The organism is Pseudoalteromonas rubra (genome assembly GCF_004212645.1).
Taxonomy (GTDB): Bacteria; Pseudomonadota; Gammaproteobacteria; order Enterobacterales; family Alteromonadaceae; genus Pseudoalteromonas; species Pseudoalteromonas rubra_G.
Genome location: NZ_PPUZ01000022.1, coordinates 35978 through 57535, shown reverse-complemented (window position 1 = coordinate 57535; position 21558 = coordinate 35978). Strand labels below are relative to the sequence as shown.

Sequence of the window (21558 nt, the reverse complement as noted above, 5' to 3'; positions counted from 1 at the left end):
TGTGGGGTCAGGCAATACTGGGCAATGCGGCGTCCGCCATCGCCTGATAATGCTCCTGTAGCTGTTGGATTTTGTCCCTACTGAGTGAAGTCGCATAGGGTTTAAACAGCATTAATACCTTCACAATGCCATTATAGATGTCCTGTTGTTCCAGCACCCCGGTCATTCTGCGCGCTTTGACATAGGGCGTCCAAAAGCTCACCACCATCTTCAGCATATGCGCCAGCTCGTTGGCATCGTCGTTACTGATGGCAATCACCTCGGCCTCTCGTAGCCCGATCACAACGGCCTTCACCTGCTCAAATAATCGTGCCTGAAACGCAATGTAGTCTTTTTTAAGGACGTCATCACGAGCCAGAATATCGTTCAGGTTGTCGTAGAAAAAATGGTATCGCCACATCAATTCAAATAACGAATCAAGATACTGAGTAAGCTGCTCTACCGGTTCATCATGGGCGGCTAAAGGCTTAAAATGCGTACTCAGGTGCTCGCTATACAGGGCAAAAATATTGCGGATGATGTCTTCTTTGTTTTTAAAGTGGTAATACAGGTTACCTGGACTGATCCCCATGTTGGAAGCAATGTGATTAGTAGTAATTGCCCGCTCGCCATGTAAGTTAAACAAAGCAATGCTGGTACGAATAATTTTTTCCTTGGTGTTCATATTCGGTTCTCTGATAACACGTAATTAATGAGGCGATATTGACCTTTCGGTTATAACGCACAGTGAAAATAGCACTAAATGGGAATAACATTAAATTTTCATTTTGAAATCAGACCAGTGATATTGTGTCGTAAGCTTGATAATATAAGGCAAATTTGAATTGTTATGATCTCAACATGCAAGTAACCGCTTTATATCCGGGCACCTTTGACCCGCTCACCAACGGGCATGCCGACTTAATCAAACGCGCGGCCAAAATGTTCGATACCGTCATTTTAGCCATCGCACACAACCCCAACAAAAAACCCTGTTTTACTTTGGATGAACGTGTTGCTTTGGCCAAAGAGGTGCTGGCGGCACATAGCAATGTCAAAGTGATTGGTTTCAGCGGGCTGTTAGTTGACTTGGCCAAACAACAGCAAGCCAATGTGCTGATCCGAGGGATCCGTGCGGTTTCCGATTTTGATTATGAATTCCAGCTGGCCAACATGAATCGACGCCTGTTTCCTGAGCTGGAAAGTGTGTTTTTGACGCCATCCGAGAAAAACTCTTTCATTTCTTCGACTCTGGTCAAAGAAGTTGCCTTGCATAACGGCGATGTCAGTGAGTTTGTCAGCCCACAGGTCGCCAAAGCCCTTGAGGAAAAGTTACACGGATGAAAAACCAATTTTTTATGCTTAGCGGCCTGATGTTGGCGTCGGCACAAGCGTTTGCCTCGCCCTGGATTGAGGCTGAACAAAGCAACCTTAAACACTCCATTGATCTCTTGGTCAGTGCCGGCGTCATCCAGCGCCCGGTCAATCAGTATCCCCTGATGTGGAATGGCTTAGTAGATGATCTGGCCAACACTGACCCCAGCGCACTGCCCGACGATGTGCAGTTTGCCTTGCTACATGTGAATCATGCTCTTGAACAGGCCAAGCGGGACAGGCTTTCTGGCGTCAAGGCGCACTACAGCGATGAACAAACTATGCCAGCCGGCTTTGGCCAGCAGACCCGCTCTCGCAGTGGTATCAGCAGTTTTGGGCAGCTCACCGGCAGTAATGTCAGTGCCCGTGTCCAGGTTAACTATGCGGATGACCCGCAGGATGGCAAACATGTCAATCATCACGGCAGCCACCTTGCTGTGTTACTGGGAGACTGGGCATTCAGCGCTGAGCGCTTGGATTACTGGTGGGGTCCGGGCAATGAGAACGCACTCATGCTTTCTAATAACGCCGCCCCGATGAAAGCGCTGCGTATCAGTCGAGCCAATACCAATTACAGCGGCCCCAGCTTTTTGTCTTTTATCGGTCCCTGGCAAATTACCGCCATTGCAGCAAAGCAACGTCCATTATTGGACGTCGACAATGAAAAAGACTTCTGGGGGTTCAGAGTATCGGCCTCTCCCATCGCAGGTCTGGAACTGGCGTATGCCACTACGGCCAGCGATTTTGTATACCAGGTCGATGCGCAGGATGAAACTCAGGCACAACAGCGCCTCAGCAGCATAGATGTCAAATACGCCTCGCGCATTGCAAGTGTCCCGGTTGCCTTTTACGGTGAGCTCAGTGGCGAGAACGACCAGGGCGCATTGCCGGCGCACCGGAATTTCACCTTAGGCACAGAAGCCTTCTGGGGCACGGTGGAGTATCGCATCAAATCTTACCTTGAATACAGTGACACAGAAACCGACTGTCAGGCACAGCAGGTCAGTTTCCAGTGCCATTTTGCGACCAAAGGCAAAGGCGCAGACTACCAGGAGCGAGGACGCTGGCTGGGTGCTCATATGGGACCACAGGCAAAGTCACTAAGCTTAGGCGCCAACTACTACGGTATGGGTGGTTACGGGGGGTATGCCAAACTAAAACGGCTGGAGTTTAGCACCCTGGATATTGACCGGGATTTATTGCAGGTCGGCTATCAACAGGGTTTATTTAACGGTTTGCTGAAGCTGGACCTGGCATACTGGCGCGATAAGGGCACGACTGACTCAAATAACGAAACATCCGCCTCAGTTAGCTGGGAATACCGCTTCTAACGGATTGCCGCCCGGCTCATATTCGGGCGGCATAGTTCACTGTGGGTGTGATCTGTTCCTCAGGCCACGAACTGACAAGGAATACGTGCAGGCTCAGCAGCTTGCAACATAAACTCCATCGCCACTTCATCACAGTTGTTTTTACGCAGGCACAATTCACAGTCTTTCATGACTTTTTCAGGCAGACTGTCTTTGCTGCACCCACTAAAGCCTTGCTTATCGAAAAAGCCGGGCACCCGCGTCAATACAATAACGCGCTTCAGTGCCAGACGCTTGGCTTTATCCAGCAAATGCGAGACCAGCAACTGCCCCTGGCCTTTCACCTTCACTGTCGGATCGACCCCGAGTGAACGGATCTCGGCAAGGCCGGTATCATAAATATACAACGATGCACAGCCGGTGACCTTGCCGTCGACCTCAGTCACAGCAAACTCATTGATACTGTGGATCATATCGCTTTTGGCCCGAGGCAGGTTTTCACCTACCTTAGCCCAGTACTGGATCAACCCTGCGATGGCTTCAACATCGTTTAAGGTCGCGTCACGTACCGTGATTTGCTGTTTTTTTTTCGCCGCACCAATGGCTGCTGACACCTGCGCCATTGAAGTGCCGCCTTTCGCACTGCGCGCTGCAATACAGGCATCCAGCTGTAATACCGGGTAAACATCCTGCTCTATCTGAGCACAGACCGACTGAAATTGCGCCAGGCTGAGATCTTCCAGATTTTTTTGCTCACTCAGTGCCAGCTGTACCAGCTGGCCGACAATGTGATGGCCCTCGCGGAATGGGATCCCTTTGGCAACCAGATAGTCGGCCAGCTCAGTGGCATTGGCGTGTCCGCCCTGCGCTGCCTGCTTGGTTTTATCGCCATTGACTTTGACACTTTCAATGCAGGACTGGGCCATATGCAACGCGGCCAGCCAGGTTGGCATAGCGTCAAATACGCCTTCTTTGTCTTCCTGCATGTCTTTATTGTAAGCCAGTGGTAGCGCTTTTAATGTCATCATCATGGCACTGAAAGCACCAAATACCCGGCCGGTTTTACCCCGGATCAGCTCCAGCGCATCGGGGTTTTTCTTTTGTGGCATTAAAGACGAGCCGGATGTCACGTTGTCGCCCAGCTCAATAAAGCCAGCTTCTCCGGAGTTATAAAAAATCATATCCTCGGCAAGGCGCGACAGATGCAACATAGAAATAGAAGCACAGCTCAGTAGTTCCAGCACAAAATCCCGGTCCGACACCGCGTCCAGGCTATTGCGGGTGGCACAGCGAAAGTTCAGCTCCGCAGCCAGCTGCTCTCTGTCGATATCGTAGGCAGTGCCCGCCAGTGCGCCGCTGCCAAGCGGGCATTCATTTAAGCGTGTCACGGCATCCTGCAGGCGCGAGGTATCACGCTCCAGCATTTCTACATAGGCCATGCACCAGTGGCTGAACAGCACAGGTTGTGCCCGTTGCAAGTGGGTATAACCCGGTAAAATGGTGCCCAGCTCACGCTCTGCCAGCGCAACAAACGCCACTTTAAGCGCCCCAAGTGCTTCGAGCACAGTGCCTGCCGTGTCGCGACACCACAAGCGAAAGTCGGTGGCCACCTGATCGTTACGGCTGCGTCCGGTGTGGAGCTTTTTGCCCAGATCGCCCACTTTGTCGATCAGTCGTGCTTCCACATAGGAGTGAATGTCTTCATACCCAGCCGTCGCAATGGCGTGCGGATCAACACAGGCCTCGTCCAGTAACGCCTGCAACGCCGCCACAAGCTCGGCATGTTCATCAGCGCTCAAGACCCGCACCTGCTTGAGTGCGCCCGCCCAGGCTATCGAGCCGACAATATCCTGCTCAGCCAGCTGATAGTCAAACGGCAAGGAATCATTAAATTGTTTAAAGGCCGCATCCGGCCCAGACGAAAAGCGTCCACCCCACAGTGCCATGTTACTTTACTCCTCTGATCACCGTTATTTAACCGACTTTTGCTTGTTCAATGCCGCAATACGACTGGACAAAGAGAACAAGCGGATAAAGCCTTCGGCATGAGACTGGTCGTACACATCGTCCTCACCGAAAGTCGCAAACGCTTCGCTATACAAGCTGTTCACCGAGCGCTTTTGTATCGCGCTGACCTGACCTTTATACAGTTTCAGCACCACCTCGCCGCTGGCCACCTGCGCCAGTGACTGGGCGGCCGCCAGCAGCGAATCTTTTAACGGAGTGAACCAGCGACCGTCGTACACCAGATGTGCAAACTCGTTGGCCACGGTTTCTTTCCATTTACGGCTGGCCTTGTCCAGCACCAGCTCATCAATGGCCTGAAGTGCAGCCACCATCACAGTTCCCCCCGGAGTTTCGTAACAACCGCGCGACTTCATACCCACCAAACGGTTTTCAACGATATCAATGCGGCCCACACCATGTTTAGCGGCAATCTCGTTCAGCGTCAGCAGGCAGTGATAAGGACTGAGGTTTTGACCATTCACAGCCACCACCTGACCGGCCTCAATCTGCACACTGACCAGTTCAGCCTCATCGGGCGCCTGTTCTGGCGATACCGTCCAGGTCCAAACCTGCTCGCTGGGCTGGTTCCAGGGATCTTCCAGCTCGCCGCCTTCATGAGAAATATGCCAGGCATTGGCATCACGGCTATAGATTTTGGTGGCAGAGGCGGCGCAAGGAATGCTGCGCTCGGCCAGATAGTCCAGCAAGGACTCCCGGCTCGACAGCGACCACTCCCGCCACGGCGCAATAACCCCAAGGTCCGGCGCAAGCGCGGCAAAGCAAGATTCGAAACGCACCTGATCATTTCCTTTACCAGTACAGCCATGGGATAGCGCATCCGCGCCGACTTTGCGAGCGATTTCAACCTGCGCTTTGGCAATGATAGGACGCGCCATGGAAGTCCCCAACAGATAAGTGCCTTCGTAGATCGCACCACTTTGCAAGGTTGGATAGATGTAATCACTGACCAGTTCGGCCTTTAAGTCGACGATATGGCATTCGCTGGCACCAGATGCCAGGGCTTTTTCCTCGACGCCCTGAAGCTCTTCTTCACCCTGGCCGACATCGGCAACAAAGGCGACCACTTCACAGCCGTAGTTTTCTTTTAACCAGGGCACAATGGCCGACGTATCCAGACCACCTGAGTAAGCCAGAACAACTTTTTTAATCTTTTTCATGATGTTTTTACCTTAATTCTTAAATCCTATTGGCTCAGACGATTTGTTTATTCATGAGCGCCAGTAACAGGGCGTTTTGCGCATGCATGCGGTTTTCTGCCTGTTGCAGGATCCGCGCTTTAGGGCCGTCCATCACCTGGGAGGTGATCTCATAGCCCCGGTGTGCAGGCTGGCAATGCAGCACTGTGCTGGCCCCGGTTTGTTCGAGTAATGCCTGATTGAGCTGGTAGGGCATAAAGGTGGTTTTTGCCTGATCAAGTGACGTATCACTGCCCATTGACACCCAGGTATCTGTGTACAGGGCGTTGGCACCGACTGCGGCTTCAATGCGGTCGCTGATCAGCACAGACGCCCCATTAACCGCCGCGATTTGCTCCGCCTGCTTAACGATTTGTGCATCGGGCGAATGGCCTTTCGGGCATACAGCCACAAAATCGGCCCCCAATGTTGCCGCCAGCAGCAATAAAGACTGACAGACATTGTTACCCTCACCCAGATACGCCAATTTGATCTGGCTGACGTCGCCAAACGCCTCCTGCAGGGTCAGAAAATCGGCCAGCGCCTGACAAGGGTGGTACAAGTCACACAAGCTGTTCACCACCGGAATTGATGAGTGCTCAGCCAACACCTCCAGGGTGTGGTGAGAAGAAACCCGTGCTACCAGTGCATCGGCCCAGGTGGCAATATTGAGCGCAAAATCCTGTACAGATTCACGGCTGCCCATGGCGCCGTTTTGCTGGTCCAGATAGACCGCATGACCGCCCAGTTTGTTAATCCCAATATCAAATGACAAACGGGTTCTGAGGCTGGGTTTTTCAAATAGCGTAACCACAGACTTGCCCGCCAGTGCGTGGGCAAATTCCTGCGGCTGTTGTTTCATATCGCTTGCCAGGGCAAGCAGCTTAAGTGCCTGGCTTTTATCAAATTCCAGACCAGTTATAAAATGACTCGACATAAGGTTTCCTAAGGTAAAATTTGCGTTCCGACGTGCTGCCCCTCCAGCAGGGCAAGCAAGTTATCTGGCTTTTGCCAGCTCGAGATATACACCCCGCGTCGTAAATGTCGGGCAGCGTGAAGACTGGTCTTAACTTTGACCTCCATCCCGCCCACAATCACCTTTTGTGCTATCAGTTGTTCTATCTGGTCGCTATTTAATTGCGCCAGCGGTTGACCTGCGCCATCTAATACCGCCTCTACATCGGTCATAAAAATCAGTTCAGCGCCCAGCTGATGTGCCAGTGCTGCGGCCGCTTCGTCGGCATTGACGTTAAACAGTGCGCCATCAGCGCCTATGCCAATCGAGCTGACCAAGGGGATCCGTCCGGCTACCAGCATCTCAGGCAGCAAACTGTCGCCCTGCGGCTCACAGGTGCCCACCTGCCCCAGTGCTTTGAGTTTTTGCGTGGTCATCAGGCCCGCCTCATACAAGCTGAGTCCAACTGGCCTTAACCCCGCCGTAATAGCCTGGGCCATGAGTTGTTTGTTGGCACACCCGGCCAGTGCGCCGACAATATAAGGCATTTGCTCTTTAGGGCTGATCCGCAGCCCCTGGTGTTTAGCAGTGGCAAATCCAGCGTCATTAAGCCAGCTATCCACGAGCGCGCCACCACCGTGCACCACCACAAAACCTTGCGTTTGGTCTTGCAGCACACGCGTATTCAGTGCGCTGAATAAATCATGGGCGGCCTGCTCTGAATTAAGCACCGCGCCACCGAGTTTGATCACCCAGATTTTCTTATCTGTCATGGTTTACCCCACTAACCCTTGCTCATGGGGATACTGGCTGGCCAGATTCATACACTGCAGCGCCTGCCCTGCCGCCCCTTTCAGTAAATTATCTATCGCCACTGTGACAATCAGTTGCTGCCCCCGCTGCTGCCAACCAATATCCACAAAGGCGCGATTTGCCACCCCTTTGATTGACGGCATGCAGGCCCCTTTGAGACGGATCAGCGGCTCGTCAGCCAGCACCTGATAGGCTTGTGCAACCTGATGCTCCGACACACCTGGCTTGAGTGAGACATAAATGGTTTCCAGAATCCCCCGAGGAAAATTGCCCAGATGCGGCGTAAACAACACTGGGTGCGCGAGGTAGCGTTCAATTTCCGGGGTATGGCGATGATTAAACAGCCCATAAGGTGCCAGAGACACTTCGCAAAAGTGGGTGTTCAGGCTGGCTTTGCGGCCAGCGCCGGTGACACCCGAGACGGCATTGATAATAATGGTCGTGTCGCTGAGTAAGTCGGCCTGCTTCAGCGGCTTAAGCGCATTTAGCGCAGCGGTTGGATAGCACCCGGGCACCGCCACCAGCTGAGCTTCGCTCAGGGAATCGCCGTACCACTCAACCAGGCCATACTGCGCCTTGTCGAGCCACTGTGAGTAAGGGTGGCTAAAGCCATAGTATTGCTCGTAATCTGCGCTGTTTTTAAGCCGATAGGCCCCGGACAAGTCGAAGACTTTCTTGCCCATGTTCAGAAAGGTTTGGGCCAGCTCTACGCTTACCTTGTGGTCGGTACAAAGGCAGACATAGTCGACATCGCTGTCGGCTATGTCTGCAAACGCCTCATTCGTCAAAGGAAGCAGGGAGACATCAAGTAAACCTGTATGCTCAGGATATAACTCGCTCAGACACTTCCCTTTATCCAGGCTGTGCGCTGACACATAACAGCCACTGAGATTCAAACCCGGGTGACGGGCCACTAAACTGGCCAGCTCTGCGCCGCTATATCCGCTGGCGCCAACAATTGCTACGTTAAACATCGATAACTCTTTAAACTAAAGTGAACACAAAGACCTTATATTTGCTATTGATGAGCTTATCGTCGCATTGTTGCACCCTCTATATTTATGCTAAAAAAATGAATTGATATTCACCTTACATACATATAGATTTTTATGCAACAGGTTTGAATAAATATTTTCAGGATAAACGCAATGTCTCTACCCGACTTTAAAACCATGTACCGCGAACTGATAGCGCGCCCTTCTGTCAGCGCGCTCGATGCCAGCCTCAATCAAAGCAACCGGGCAGTCATTGAACTGCTTGCGCAGTGGTGTGAGCAGCTGGGTTTTAGTACCGAAATCACCGAGCTGCACGCCGCGCCGGGCAAGTTCAACTTACTCGCCAGACGGTGCCCGCCAGGCATGGCAGAGCACAGCGGCGGCCTGATGCTGGCCGGACACACAGACACCGTGCCCTTTGATGACAGCCGCTGGAACTTTGATCCCTTCACCCTCAGCGAGCGGGATAACCGTTTATATGGTTTGGGCAGTATTGATATGAAAGGTTTTTTTGCCTTTGTTTTGAAAGCACTGGAGGACCTGAAAGATCTTAAGCAGAGCGCCCCAATCATGATCCTGGCCACTGCAGATGAAGAGATCACCATGGCCGGTGCACAGGAAATTGCACGCCACAGTAACCTCAAGCCAGAGCGCTGTATCATAGGTGAGCCAACCGATATGGTGCCGGTTTATACCCACAAAGGGCATATGTCTTCGGCGATTCGGGTAACAGGGCGCTCCGGGCACAGCTCCGATCCGGATCGCGGCCTAAATGCCATCGAGATCATGCAACAGGTGATTACTAATCTGTTACAGTTAAAAGAAGATTTAAAGAATAAATATTCACTTGAGGATTTTGCAATTCCGTACCCGACCTTGAATTTAGGTCATATTCATGGCGGCGATAACGCCAACCGAATTTGTGGCTGCTGCGAGCTACATATTGACCTGCGACCTCTGCCCGGACTCAGCATTGCAGAGCTACAGGCCTTGTTACTGCAGGCCGTTGCCCCGATCAATGCGCGTTATCCCGACAGCGTGTCGGTGCTTGACTTGCATGACCCCATTCCTGCTTTTCATGGCACCCGGGATTGCGCACTGGTAACGCTGGCTGAAAAAATTTCAGGTCAGCAGGCCGTGGCCGTAAATTATTGTACGGAAGCGCCCTTTTTACAGCAGCTTGGTTGCGAGACGATTGTCATGGGACCCGGCTCCATTGCCCAGGCACATCAGCCCGATGAATATTTGGCGATGGAAAAAATCAAACCCAGTCAGCAGATCCTCACGGAGCTTATCAAGCAGCAGTGCTTTGTGTAATAGTGTGTAATTTGCACAAACGACAACCAGCCACTATACCTGATCAGATGTAATACATGAGCGGTAAAAGCCTGCCTGAGCGCGCCCCGTCAAGCGCGTTTAAGCTCGCTTTTATCGTGATTGATGTGCCCGAACAGGCACATCAGGGCCGTTCGGGCCATCGATTGTCAGCATGGATGCCGCAGTATCGCTCTACTGACAAGGAAGGGGCAAAAAATGTGCAAACCACTTTCTCATAACCGGTGTCATGGTATCCACGGTACCATGCGCCGTTACTTGCCCGGTAAACAACCGAATATCCGCCTTGTTTCTCACCTTCCGCTGATGTGCGCCGCTCGCCGATTTTTCTCATCACTTCATCAGGGGCAAACTTATGTACAGACTGACCGATTTTTATCGTCTCAGTGCCACACTGACCGGCTACGACGAGGTCGAATTACAGTGCACGGGCGTGGGTCCCACTTACTGCAAAACGCTCAGCCAATGGGTGCGTCAGGACGTGATACAGGAACTTTATCACCGGGCTGAGGAAATTGGTTCGCTCGAGTGTGACTCCAATCAGGCACAATTTTACGACCGTATCTGGAACTGCGCCAAACTTGGCCCGGTTGCCAGAAACATCATCAAGATGTGGTATCTCTCCATCTGGTATCAGCTGCCTGCCGACTGGAATGCTCTGTATGGGGTTGACGATTTCAGTGCAGATAAACAGCCTGTTGAAGACTATGTGATCTCCAGCAATGCCTATATTCAGGGCCTGGTGTGGAATGCCCTGGGTAGTCACCCCATGGGAGCAAAGCAGCCTGGGTACGGCACCTGGGCCTTTCCCGGCCAATCAGTGAAACCTCTTAACCTGGATTAGGAAAGCAGCATGACACATCATCATACAGAATACGACGTGGTCATCGTCGGGGCCGGTATTGCAGGTGCCATTATGGCTAAACAGCTGGGTGAGCAAGGCAAGAAAGTGCTGATCCTGGAAGCGGGCACGGGCACCGACGGACGTTTCTTCGACCAGGGTAAAGAGAAAGGCTATGAGTCTTATATGACGCGTTTCTTCACTGCCATGGCCAAGATCCCCAACGCCCCGTATCCCAACAACCCTAATGCCCCGCAACCTTTGGTCACCGATATTCAAAAGCCACCGCTGGATAAGCCCGTCAGTGATCACGGCTATTTTGTTCAGTATGGCCCGGATCCGTTTGCCAGTACCTACACTCGTAGTGAAGGCGGCACCACCTTGCACTGGCTGGGCACCTGCCTGCGCATGCTACCCGAAGACTTTGAGCTCAAAACGCGCTTTGGCCGTGGCCGCGACTGGCCCATCAGCTATCAGGATTTGCAACCCTGGTACGAAATCGCGGAACAACATATTGGGGTCTCGGCCAATGCCGATGTGCAAACCTATCAGCAGATTGATAACCCCAGCGTACAGCTACCGTTTGAAGAAAATTACGATTATCCGATGGAGCAAATTCCGCAGAGCTTTTTGGATCAGTATCTGGCCAAAGGGCTTCAGGGCATGCAAGTTGAAATTGACAACCAGCCCTACCCCATTGATGTGGTGGCAACCCCACAAGGGCGCAACGGCATGCCGAGGGGTGATTACCGCCCTGTGGGGGCAGCAGGAAACCCAGATCTGGGTCAACGCTGTGCGGGTAATTCTAACTGTGTGCCTATCTGTCCTATCCAGGCCAAGTACTCAGCTTTAAAAACGCTGGAGCAAGCCAAAAACACGGGTAACGTGACCATAGAGACTCAGGCGGTCGCCTACAACCTGGAGGTGGACCACAAAACGCAGCACATCTCTAAGGTCCACTACAAACGCTACCACTCTACTAAATCCGCAGCTTATGACGATAAAACGGTCAAAGGCAAAGTGGTGGTACTGGCCGCCCACGCCGTCGAAAACGCCAAGCTATTGCTGGCCTCCAATGTGGCAAATTCCAGCGATCAGGTCGGTCGTAACCTGATGGACCACCCAACTATGCTGACCTGGGGCCTGATGCCCTGCAAAATCGGCGCATTCCGTGGCCCGGGTTCAACCTCAGGGATCCCTTCACTGCGTGGCGGAGCATTTCGCGCCGAGCAAGCCGCTTTTCGTATTGAGATAGGTAACTGGGGCTGGAGCTGGCCGGAAGGCGCGCCGATTGCCACTGTGCCAGAGCTTATCGATGAGCAAAACTTATTTGGCCCGGCCCTGCGTCACAAAATCGCCGAAGAATACCCGCGCATGTTCCGCTTTGGCTTTTTGGTAGAGCAACTCCCCGACCCCGATAATCGCGTCACCATAGACGATCAATACCGGGATCAGCTGGGCAACTATCGGCCGGTGATCCACTACAAGGTCACCGACTACACCCGCGCCGGTATGGCACAGGCTAAAGAAGTGTCGGATGCCATTTTCCAGCGCCTTGCCGTCGAACCTTTTACCAAATATAAAGCCAACGATCCGGGTTATGTGCAGTATCAGGGCAAAGGTTATGTCTACAACGGTGCCGGGCATCTGGTTGGTACGCACCTGATGGGCGATGATCCAAAAACCTCGGTGGTAAACCGCGAACAACGCAGCTGGGATCACCCGAATCTCTACCTGGTTGGCTGCGGCAATATGCCCACCATTGCGACCAGTAATCCGACTTTAACCATGGCAGCACTGACCTTCTGGGCTGCTGACAACGTGTTAAACGCACTCGACCAGTATGAATGAGGGATCTGCCATGTATCATAAACTGCAAAAACGTCCGATAGAAACGCTCGAACAGCTGCACTACGACCTGCAACTGGCGATTGAGCTGGAATTCTCCACCTTGCCAGTCTACCTCACCGCCTTGTATTCCATTGAGGAAGGCACCAATCAGTGTGCCTATACAGTGATCCGCTCGGTTGTGATGGAGGAGATGTTCCATCTGACCAATGCTGCGAACCTGCTGATCGCCACCGGAGGTAGTCCGGCAATCAACAGTCCGGAGTTTCTGCCTACCTTTCCGACTAGGCTGCCTGACGGCGAAACCTGGTTTGAAGCAGATCTGCAAAAGTTCAGCCCGGAGGCACTGCAAAACTTTCTCAACATTGAAATGCCCGCCGCTTTGGCAAAAAAGGGGGATATCACCATAGGCGAATTCTATGCCGGTATTGAAAACGGCTTGCAGACGCTGCACGAACGCTACGGACCCGACCTGTTCCCCGCAGACTGCCACGACAAGCAAATCGCGCACAAGTATTACTATGGCGGCGGCGGAGAGATCACCCCTGTGACAGACCTGGCCTCCGCCAATTTTGCCCTTAATGCCATCATAGCGCAGGGCGAAGGGATGCCAGATGAATGCTGGGATCCGGATCAGCCCTTTCCGCTGGGTGATACCACGGGCGTAGACAGCGGCGACCACCAGTTATTTATGCAGCCCAGGGAGCTGTCTCATTACTACCGCTTTAACGAACTGCTGCTGGGTTATCGCTATGTCCAGGGCGACACGCCCAACTCAGGGCCGACCGGTCCGGCTATCCCGATTGATTATCACCTGGTATATAACGTGGTGAAAAACCCACAACCGGAACACTATCAGCCTTACCCCGCGATAGCCCGGCTCGACACTGAGTTTAACCTGACCCTGAGCCTGCTGCTGGATCAACTTCATCTGGCCTTTAATGGCCAGCCAGACTTACTGGTTGCCGCCGTTGGCACTATGTTCGGACTCAAGGAAAAGGCCCAAAGCATGATGCGGGTACCTCTGCCCGACCACAGCGGGCGCAACGCTACGCCCACCTGGCGCTATATTGCCGCCACAGACCGCCCGGGAGGATGCTGATATGACCACCAGACGCTTCGATCACATTATTGTGATCATGTTTGAAAACCAGTATCGCGGCTACGTGATGAATAACCCGTACATGCGCAACTTGGCCGCGCAGGGCATTGAGCTGACCAACAGCTTTGGCGTGATGCACCCGTCGCAGACCAACTATATTGCGTCTCTGGCAGGCGAGCTGTGCAATGTAACCGACGATGAAGTGCCACCGCGCTTGCCCCAGCGCACCCTGGTCGACCTGATTGAAGACTCAGCTCAGAACCTGGACTGGCGCGCCTACATGGAAAGCTATGTGGCGGGCTGGACGCCCTGGAAAGCAACCAACTTCACGCCCGTAAATAGCTATCCCTATGTGCTTAAGCACGACCCGTTTTCATCGTTTTCCCGCATTCTCGACAGCGAAACGCGCTGGAAAAAAATTGGCAACGAAGCACAGTTTTATCAGGATCTGCTCAACTATACTCTGCCTGAGTTTGCCTGGTTTACCCCCAATATGTGGCACGACGGGCATTACTTACTTGGCACAAAAGATAATGACCTCAAGGGTGAACGCGCGCCGGTACTGGTGGATCAGCAGGCCGACTGGCTGAAGTCATTCTTTGCGTCGATTAACTTCCCCGGCCCCAACAGCAAGCTGCCCGACAATACCCTGGTGGTGGTCACCTATGACGAAGCCGATTTTGAATCGGATTACGATACCAGCCAGAAGTACAAATATTACTACGACGGGCCCAATCAGATTTATACGGTGTTACTGGGCGATACCCTGACGCCGTCGCAGCAGCATGAAGGTTACAATCATTATTCCTTGCTGCGCACCATAGAGGAAAACTTCTCGCTCGGCACCCTGGGTAAAAACGACGAACATGCCAACTATTTCCGCTTTTTGTGGGATGAGGCACTGCACTGGCAACCCGCGGCTTGTGTGCCCCACATTGAGCGTGCCAGTGAACTGCAAACCGCCAGCCTGGGTGAGCTGCTCTACCTGTTTTATACCCGGGATGACAGACCGGGGCATCTGTATTGCACAAGCTTTGATGGCCATGCCTGGTCTGAGCCCTTACTGATGCACGAAGACTGTAAAGATCAGCTACAACTGAGTGCGCAGGACACTACCCTGGTGCTGGGCTATCGCGACCTGGACCTGAGAATTACGTTGCAAACGCTGACGGCAAATCAGGGCTGGCAACCCCTGGCTGCGCCCAGCGATGACTGTGTATCGGCCCTTGCCCTTCAGGTGTTGCCGAAAAGTCACGAGCTGCTTTTGGTGTATCGCGACCAGCAAGGCACTATGCAGGCTCAGCGCTATGCCCAGCAACAGTGGCAAAGCCAGCCACAAACACTGGTGTGCAGGCCGCAAGGGAATTTTACTCTGGCCTCACTGGGCAGCAATACCTTGTTGATTTACCGTGAAGGCAACGCCAATGCACTGGCCTGCCTGAGCTACAACAGTGCCGAGTTTAATGTCACCGATGTCAGCAACAGCGCCTATGCCGGCCCCCAGGACAATGCCGTGAGCCATCAGTGGTCGGCTAACGGCTTTGGTATTGGCCACTTTTCGCAGGCACCGAGTAAACTCACACCCGAAGAGCCAGAGCCACAAGAGCACAGTTACCAAAGTGACGGCCAGCTGGCCGCCGCCACGCTCGATGGCGTGCTGTACTTGTTCCACAACGCCCCCAACAGTCAGCAACTTTTGAATGCCTGTTTCTCCATTCCCGGTGTACTCACCAGCCAGTTGCCCGTGTCTTACGACCCGGCCAAGGCAGATACCACCAGCAATGGGTATGGCACCATGGCCGAGGCGGGCTGGAGTGAACAGCAGCCGCTCAACAACGTCCACAGACACCCAGACACCCCATTGTGCGCCACGCGTTACCGCGACCAGTTGTGGTGCTTTTATCAAAGCAGTCGAGACCAACAATTGCGTGCGCATGTGGCAGCCTATCGGTCGATACACAGGCACAGAAATGCGGAGCAAGACTGAGACACGACAAAACGTGAACACCATAAATCACTGAGTACAGACGAAGGCGGCCAGGGATCCCGTTGCCTTCGTGCAGTCACTGAAGGGATCAGCCTATGGCATACGGGATAAGCACCCAAATGCCAGTAGCAATTAATGAGGACACCACCATGACTGACGTAACGCCCCCTGATCTTTCAAAGCCGCTGCTGATCGATCCGGCACAGGATAACCCACCCGCCCCGACCACTGAGCTTGGCCCACTGCAACATCTGATAGGCACCTGGACCAATCAGCCGCTGGGTACTTCTGGCATGGGTGGCACAGACAAACCGTTTTCGTACTGCCTGATGCCACTGCCCCAGGAAGCCAGTTATATTCTGAAAAACTTTGCTTATTATGAGGAACTGACCTTTTCAGCCATTCACGGTACGGCGCCTAACCGCGGTGGCTTAGGCACTCAGGTTGCCAATACTCTGTTTTATGAACAGCGCGTCTACTTTGCCGATGGCCCGGCCAAAGATCAGCTGGTGCACGCCGAAAATGGTTCATTACTGTTTCTAAGCGACCAAAAGCAGCTGCTGGGCCCCTATGGCAATGGAGATAAGCCAGGCCTGGGCACAGAAACCGTGCCCAACAGCGTGCCGCCCACACAAGCTTATAACTTTATCAAGCAAATGTCGGTGCCCCACGGTAACTCCATTCTCGCCAGCGGCCATTTCCAGTCTGGCACAGGCGTGCCGACCATTCCGATGCTGAGCAAGAGCGACGTCTTGCCCATGGGCCTGCCCCATGATGTCAGCACCGATCAGTACAACACCAAAAGTGTCGGTAATCTGAATCCGGACTTTACCCTGAACCCCAACCAGCCGCTGACCAATGCACTGGAAGTGTCACCACCCAAGAAGTTTATTCTGCTGGAAGTCGATACCGCCCACTCCGGCATTCCGGTCACCAACATTGGCTTTGAACAGCAACACGCCAACGTTAGCCGTTACGCCATCAGCTACTGGCTGGAATCACTCGATGGCACTGATAACTTTACCCAGTTGCAGTACTCGCAAAATATCACCATGGAGATCCCCATTCAGGGCCAGTCCGTCACCTTCCCGCACATCACCACCAATACCTTAGTTAAAAAAGTCTAAACTGAGCGGGCATAAAAAAACCGGACTGAATTCAGTCCGGTTTTTCTCTAAACACGCTTAGATGGGCGAACCCGGCGGCATTGGCAAGGCTTTAAAGCCCGCGGGCCATGTGCCGCTTTTCAGATACTGGGCCACCTGATCAGCCAGGTAGGTTTCGAATGCATCCTCTTTAGAGGCACCACCAAACAAGGAGTCGTTGCCGTATTGCTCCACCAGCTGTTTGAGGTAATAACGCAGCTGCGCCTGAATTTCCGGTGCCAGCTTGTCACTGCTGCCGAGCTCAGCGAGGCGGTAAGCCGTTAAAAACTGCACCCGCTGCGCAAGCTTAGTCGCCATGCCCGGCTGTGCTTTGGGCTGGAAAACATGCTGATAGAGGGTATTCAATACCTCATCGCTGCTCAGGTGGGCACTATTGCGGGCTTCCTGCTGCGCCAGGCGATTTAATCGCTCAGGATTAAGCAACAAGCTCAAAGTATGCTGCGCCGCCACTTCCGGCAGCGCCATGGCATCGAGCGTCAGGCCGGTGCGACCTTTCACACTCTCCCGGGTTTTATACTCACCATAGGCTTTGGGCGGGATCAGCGCCAATACCGATTCTGGGATCATCAGCTGCTCAGGCGATAAGGTCTCCAACAGGGCCGACAGGGCCGCCTGCTGCTTTGCCTTAGCCACTACTTGAGCGCCTTTCGGAGCCTGCTCGCCTCGCACTTCGTAGTCATAGTCTACGCCGCCAATCAGTTTTACTGCCGATTCCACCTGATAACGATGGAATAAGTACAGCGGCACCAGCTTTTCTTCCAGCTGAGACAAAGCCTCACCGGTTTTGATGTTATTCAGGCCAAAACGGGCCAGCGCCTTTTGACGAATATCCAGCACCCGAGTCAACTCGGCAGCCGGATCGTTGCCGTTATCCCACAGGTGGGCGGTCGGGTGCGCACCGCCTTTCGGACGAGCATCGGCATCCGAGATAAACTCCAGCCCTTTGCTCTTGTTTTCAGCCAAAATCGCGGCCAGTGCCTGGGCTTCGTCTTGTGCGGTAAAGTCACTGTAACCATACTTAATGACCTGAGTATCCCACTCGCCCATGCCGGTGGCATAGCCTTTACTGATATCCAGCTCACCCTGCTCGTTCATACCCACCAGCGGATGTGGGTAATCCATTACCGAGGCACGCTCTTTAACCGACGCCGAGAAGTTATGGGCAATTCCCAGGGTGTGGCCAATTTCGTGGGCACTGAGCTGGCGAATACGGTCCAGCGCCATGGCATGCAAACGCTCCGTCACTTCATCGCCTTTAACAAATGGCGCGGCCAGGGCTTCGGCTATCAGAATATCCTGGCGCACCCGCAACGAGCCCAGCGTCACATGACCTTTGATGATCTCGCCGGTGCGCGGATCGATCACCGATGCACCATATGACCAGCCACGGGTGGCACGATGCACCCACTGGATCACGTTGTAACGAATGTCCATAGGGTCGGCATTTTCCGGCAGCACTTTGACCTGGAAAGCATTTTTGTAACCCGCCGCTTCAAAAGCCTGATCCCACCAGCGTGCACCATCCAGCAACGCGGTTTTCACCGGCTCAGGTACGCCCGGATCCAGATAATACACAATCGGCTCGACCGGCTCAGACACTTTTGCCGTCGGATCTTTTTTGTTTAAACGATGACGCGGGATATAGCGTACATACATAGACTCGCTCAGCGGTGCCGAGTAGTCTTTATGCTCTATGCTCCAGTAGCCCGACTGCGGATGAAATGCGCGGGGCTGATAGTTATCATCCGGCAGTTCAATCAGCGAGTGGTGCTGGTGGACAGTGACCGCATAAGGGTTCGCCGTGGCCTGTTTTACATATTCGCCGGGCTTGCTGCCCTTAAAGGTCAGTACCGCTTCCAGCTCAGTATTTTTCATAAAGGCTTTAGAGCGCGGCATATAGGTCGCGCTGCTGCTGGCATCCAGGCTGTAACTGCCCTGATTGCGCGCCGCCAGGGTGCGAGATACGCCATGCACATCCGATAACAGATAAGGCGTATAGTCAATCAGTACGCTGTCGTCATCTTCAGCCACCACCTTAAAGCCGTTTAAAATGCTTGAGGCAAAGGCCTCTTTCACGCTTTGCTGCTCCGCCGGGTTATCGGCACTGGCACGAAAATAGGTATTCAGTGCACGCAGCATCACCTTGTCACCGAAGCGCTCGAACTGCACCAGATACGTGCTGCCCAGCTGGCCTCTATCCAGGCCTATGTCGTTTGAGCCGACGCCATACGGCAGGCTGTGCTGCAACAAAAATGGCTGAGCGAGCTTGTCGACATCGAGATAAATCTTGCCACTGGATGGGTCGCTGTAAAACGCATAGAACCCGGGAAAATGGTTGAGTTTGTCAGTAAATTCATCAATAGACTTAATTGCAGCGTGCGCTTGGGGTATCATAGCCAGCAGCAAAGTCGAGAACATGTGAGGTGCAAAGCGTGATTTTCGCATTTTCTTATCTTTGTTATTTGAGGTTAGATGACTGGTACCCCTTTTGTATATTAAATCGTATACAAAATACAGTTATTTAGGACAAAATTCAGCGCTGTTTGCGGCCTGCTCTCTCACTCTATCAGGGCTGCAACATAACCGTTATCAGGACTAAAATTTATGCGTAGACTTCCACCGGTGTTAATTGAAGACGGCTGTTCCCGTGAACTGGTTTCACTGATCCGAACCATTCTGGCTGCCTGTAAAGAAATCTCTTTCCGCGTCGGTCAGGGCGCGCTGTCAGGCGTGCTGGGTTCAACGCTGGATGAAAACATTCAGGGCGAAACTCAGAAGAAACTCGACGTACTGTCTAACCAGCTACTTAAAGACATTCTGCTGGAGTCTGGCTATGTGAAAGCCATTGCCTCGGAAGAAGAGGAAGGCACGGTAGCAGGTAACCCGGATGCCAAATTTATAGTCGCATTCGACCCGCTGGATGGCTCATCCAATACCGATATCAATTCACTGGTTGGCACCATCTTCTCTATTATGGAAGCACCGGCAGATGCCGATCCGGCCGATCCGGCTATCTTTATGCAGCCAGGTCACAAGCAGGTTGCCGCAGGCTACGTCCTGTACGGTCCGTGCACCACGCTGGCACTGACCACAGGTAAAGGCACCCGCATCTTCACGCTGGACAAAACCCACGGCAGTTTCCTGCTGACTCAAGAGTTTGCCAAAGTACCGGCCGACACCAAAGAATTTGCCATCAACGCCTCAAACCAGCGCCACTGGCAACCGGCCATGCAAAACTACATCAACGACCTGCTGGCAGGTGACACCGGCCCGCGCGGTAAAAACTTCAACATGCGCTGGATTGCAGCCATGGTGGGTGATGTACACCGCGTACTATGTCGCGGCGGCCTGTTTACTTATCCGGCCGACACCAAAAACCCGGAAAAGCCATACAAACTGCGCCTAATGTACGAAGCCAACCCGATGGCCATGCTGGTAGAACAAGCCGGCGGCCTGGCTCACACCGGCGAGCAACGCATTCTGGATATCGACCCGGAGCACATCCACCAGCGCGTGGCGGTGATCTTAGGCTCGAAAAACGAAGTCGAAGCGTGTCTTGGGTATCATAAGTAACATCCTGATTTAGCGACACACTTTATACGCCATGGTGAGTTCGCCATGGCGTTTTTATCTCTCTCTTTTTTCTCATCAAAACCGTCACTGCAACCTGCTCCTCACAACCCCTTCTGCACCATGGTAAACTGAGCCGAACAATAACACTGTGCAATCCGGAGGCACAATGACACAAGTACACCATTATGGCAGCTTCAGAGAGCATGACTTTTACCTGGGGTTTTATCGTGAAAATGTAGAGAGTGCCTATTTTGCCAAGTCAGCATTTGGCGTGCACAAGGCGCACCTTGAATCTATGACTGGGGACAGTTGGGAGTTTGAATGGTCCCGGCGTTGGATTAGCGGATTTAACTTTGCCCTGCATGCCAAACGCCCGCATAACGAAGCACGCTGGTTTTTACATCAAGCTTACAATTACCGGCTGGTGCACTTTAAGCGCCATTTATTCCCGCAACAGCGCCATGAGCTGCGTATTGACGACGTGGCCATCAGCCGCCCGGGTGAGCGACTCAGTCACGGCATTCACCCGTCGGACTGGTACGACACCATTATGCTGGCACTGGCTTACAACGACGGTGAGGCACTGGCCTGGCTGGATGAATTTGACGAGCAGGCGATGAACTACGACGCTAACGCCCGGTTTATTCAACCCCTACAGCTGGCTGAATTTCACATTGTCAAAGCCATTTTAAAACCGCAATCCCGGGATCTGGTACAGGCTATCCAGGCCTATATGCAGGTTGATGTATCAGGAGAATCGGGCAAAGATGCGTTCTATACGCACAACTACTCTTTGCCTAAGATAGACTGCTTACTCAGTGTTTTCTGTCATGAGGACGAACAAACCTATTGCGCAAAAATGTGCGACGCGCTGGATAAGTTTGCAGCTTGTGCGAAAAAAGCAGACCAGGATGACGACCTGTTCCCGGACTTTGCCCTGGCGCTGCTCGGGCCAGCTCGCATGGCCTATCGTAATAAAGGCTACCTGATCCCAGATCATCCTTATCTGCCACAATGGCTGATCACGGAAGATCTCCACGAGATGGCAGCGCCACCTCAACCAGATTCGCTGTAGCC

At 53.0% G+C, this 21558-nt stretch carries 18 protein-coding genes; 11 read left to right on the top strand and 7 right to left on the bottom strand.

Going from position 1 to position 21558, the window contains the following annotated elements:
- Positions 1–7 precede the first annotated feature (7 nt).
- Complete coding sequence (locus tag C3B51_RS08430) at positions 8–664, bottom strand: TetR/AcrR family transcriptional regulator (protein WP_125716769.1); 657 nt, start codon at positions 662–664, stop codon at positions 8–10.
- A gap of 176 nt (positions 665–840) precedes the next feature.
- Between C3B51_RS08430 and coaD the strand changes: the two genes are divergently transcribed.
- On the top strand, positions 841–1323 hold the full coding sequence (gene coaD, locus C3B51_RS08425; protein WP_125716770.1) for a pantetheine-phosphate adenylyltransferase: 483 nt from the start codon (positions 841–843) through the stop codon (positions 1321–1323).
- Positions 1320–2684: a capsule assembly Wzi family protein gene (locus C3B51_RS08420; protein WP_130244751.1), complete on the top strand. Its 1365-nt coding sequence runs from the start codon at positions 1320–1322 to the stop codon at positions 2682–2684. The genes coaD and C3B51_RS08420 overlap by 4 nt, the downstream gene beginning before the upstream one ends.
- Positions 2685–2743: 59 nt before the next feature.
- On the opposite strand, the gene argH is transcribed toward C3B51_RS08420, so the two are convergent.
- The 5 genes from argH to argC are packed head-to-tail and all read right to left on the bottom strand — an operon-like array spanning position 2744 to position 8608.
- Positions 2744–4609: an argininosuccinate lyase gene (gene argH, locus C3B51_RS08415; protein WP_130244750.1), complete on the bottom strand. Its 1866-nt coding sequence runs from the start codon at positions 4607–4609 to the stop codon at positions 2744–2746.
- A 24-nt stretch (positions 4610–4633) separates the two neighbouring features.
- Positions 4634–5848, bottom strand: coding sequence for an argininosuccinate synthase (locus tag C3B51_RS08410; protein ID WP_130244749.1), 1215 nt, complete (start codon positions 5846–5848; stop codon positions 4634–4636).
- Positions 5849–5882: 34 nt separating this feature from the next.
- A complete protein-coding gene (locus C3B51_RS08405) occupies positions 5883–6803 on the bottom strand; it encodes an ornithine carbamoyltransferase (protein WP_130244748.1) in 921 nt (306 codons plus the stop codon).
- Positions 6804–6811: 8 nt separating this feature from the next.
- A complete protein-coding gene (gene argB / locus C3B51_RS08400) occupies positions 6812–7594 on the bottom strand; it encodes an acetylglutamate kinase (RefSeq protein ID WP_130244747.1) in 783 nt (260 codons plus the stop codon).
- Positions 7595–7597: 3 nt separating this feature from the next.
- The gene (gene argC / locus C3B51_RS08395; protein WP_130244746.1) at positions 7598–8608 is read right to left on the bottom strand and encodes an N-acetyl-gamma-glutamyl-phosphate reductase; all 1011 of its coding nucleotides are present in this window, start codon (positions 8606–8608) and stop codon (positions 7598–7600) included.
- Between the two features lie 174 nt (positions 8609–8782).
- Between argC and argE the strand changes: the two genes are divergently transcribed.
- The 7 genes from argE to C3B51_RS08360 all read left to right on the top strand — a co-directional run bounded on the left by argE (position 8783) and on the right by C3B51_RS08360 (position 16869).
- Positions 8783–9946: an acetylornithine deacetylase gene (gene argE, locus C3B51_RS08390; RefSeq protein ID WP_130244745.1), complete on the top strand. Its 1164-nt coding sequence runs from the start codon at positions 8783–8785 to the stop codon at positions 9944–9946.
- 56 nt (positions 9947–10002) lie between these two features.
- Complete coding sequence (locus C3B51_RS08385; protein ID WP_130244744.1) at positions 10003–10185, top strand: hypothetical protein; 183 nt, start codon at positions 10003–10005, stop codon at positions 10183–10185.
- A 134-nt stretch (positions 10186–10319) separates the two neighbouring features.
- The gene (locus tag C3B51_RS08380; protein WP_130244743.1) at positions 10320–10808 is read left to right on the top strand and encodes a hypothetical protein; all 489 of its coding nucleotides are present in this window, start codon (positions 10320–10322) and stop codon (positions 10806–10808) included.
- A gap of 9 nt (positions 10809–10817) precedes the next feature.
- Positions 10818–12656 carry a GMC family oxidoreductase gene (locus tag C3B51_RS08375; RefSeq protein WP_130244742.1) on the top strand — a complete coding sequence of 613 codons (1839 nt, stop codon included), beginning with the start codon at positions 10818–10820 and terminating at the stop codon, positions 12654–12656.
- 10 nt (positions 12657–12666) lie between these two features.
- Entirely contained in the window at positions 12667–13755 is a 1089-nt protein-coding gene (locus C3B51_RS08370) for a ferritin-like domain-containing protein (RefSeq protein WP_130244741.1), read from the top strand.
- Between the two features lies 1 nt (position 13756).
- Positions 13757–15742, top strand: a complete 1986-nt coding sequence (locus C3B51_RS08365; protein ID WP_130244740.1) for an alkaline phosphatase family protein — start codon at positions 13757–13759, stop codon at positions 15740–15742.
- Between the two features lie 95 nt (positions 15743–15837).
- The gene (locus tag C3B51_RS08360; RefSeq protein ID WP_240701870.1) at positions 15838–16869 is read left to right on the top strand and encodes a heme-binding protein; all 1032 of its coding nucleotides are present in this window, start codon (positions 15838–15840) and stop codon (positions 16867–16869) included.
- A gap of 57 nt (positions 16870–16926) precedes the next feature.
- On the opposite strand, the gene C3B51_RS08355 is transcribed toward C3B51_RS08360, so the two are convergent.
- Complete coding sequence (locus tag C3B51_RS08355) at positions 16927–19353, bottom strand: zinc-dependent metalloprotease (protein WP_130244739.1); 2427 nt, start codon at positions 19351–19353, stop codon at positions 16927–16929.
- A 159-nt stretch (positions 19354–19512) separates the two neighbouring features.
- On the opposite strand from C3B51_RS08355, the gene C3B51_RS08350 reads away from it, so the two are divergent.
- Together C3B51_RS08350 and C3B51_RS08345 are read left to right on the top strand one after the other, a co-directional pair.
- Positions 19513–20481 (top strand): class 1 fructose-bisphosphatase, encoded by a 969-nt coding sequence (locus C3B51_RS08350; RefSeq protein WP_130244738.1) that lies wholly within the window; start codon positions 19513–19515, stop codon positions 20479–20481.
- A gap of 166 nt (positions 20482–20647) precedes the next feature.
- Entirely contained in the window at positions 20648–21556 is a 909-nt protein-coding gene (locus tag C3B51_RS08345; RefSeq protein WP_130244737.1) for a hypothetical protein, read from the top strand.
- The last annotated feature ends 2 nt before the right edge of the window (positions 21557–21558 follow it).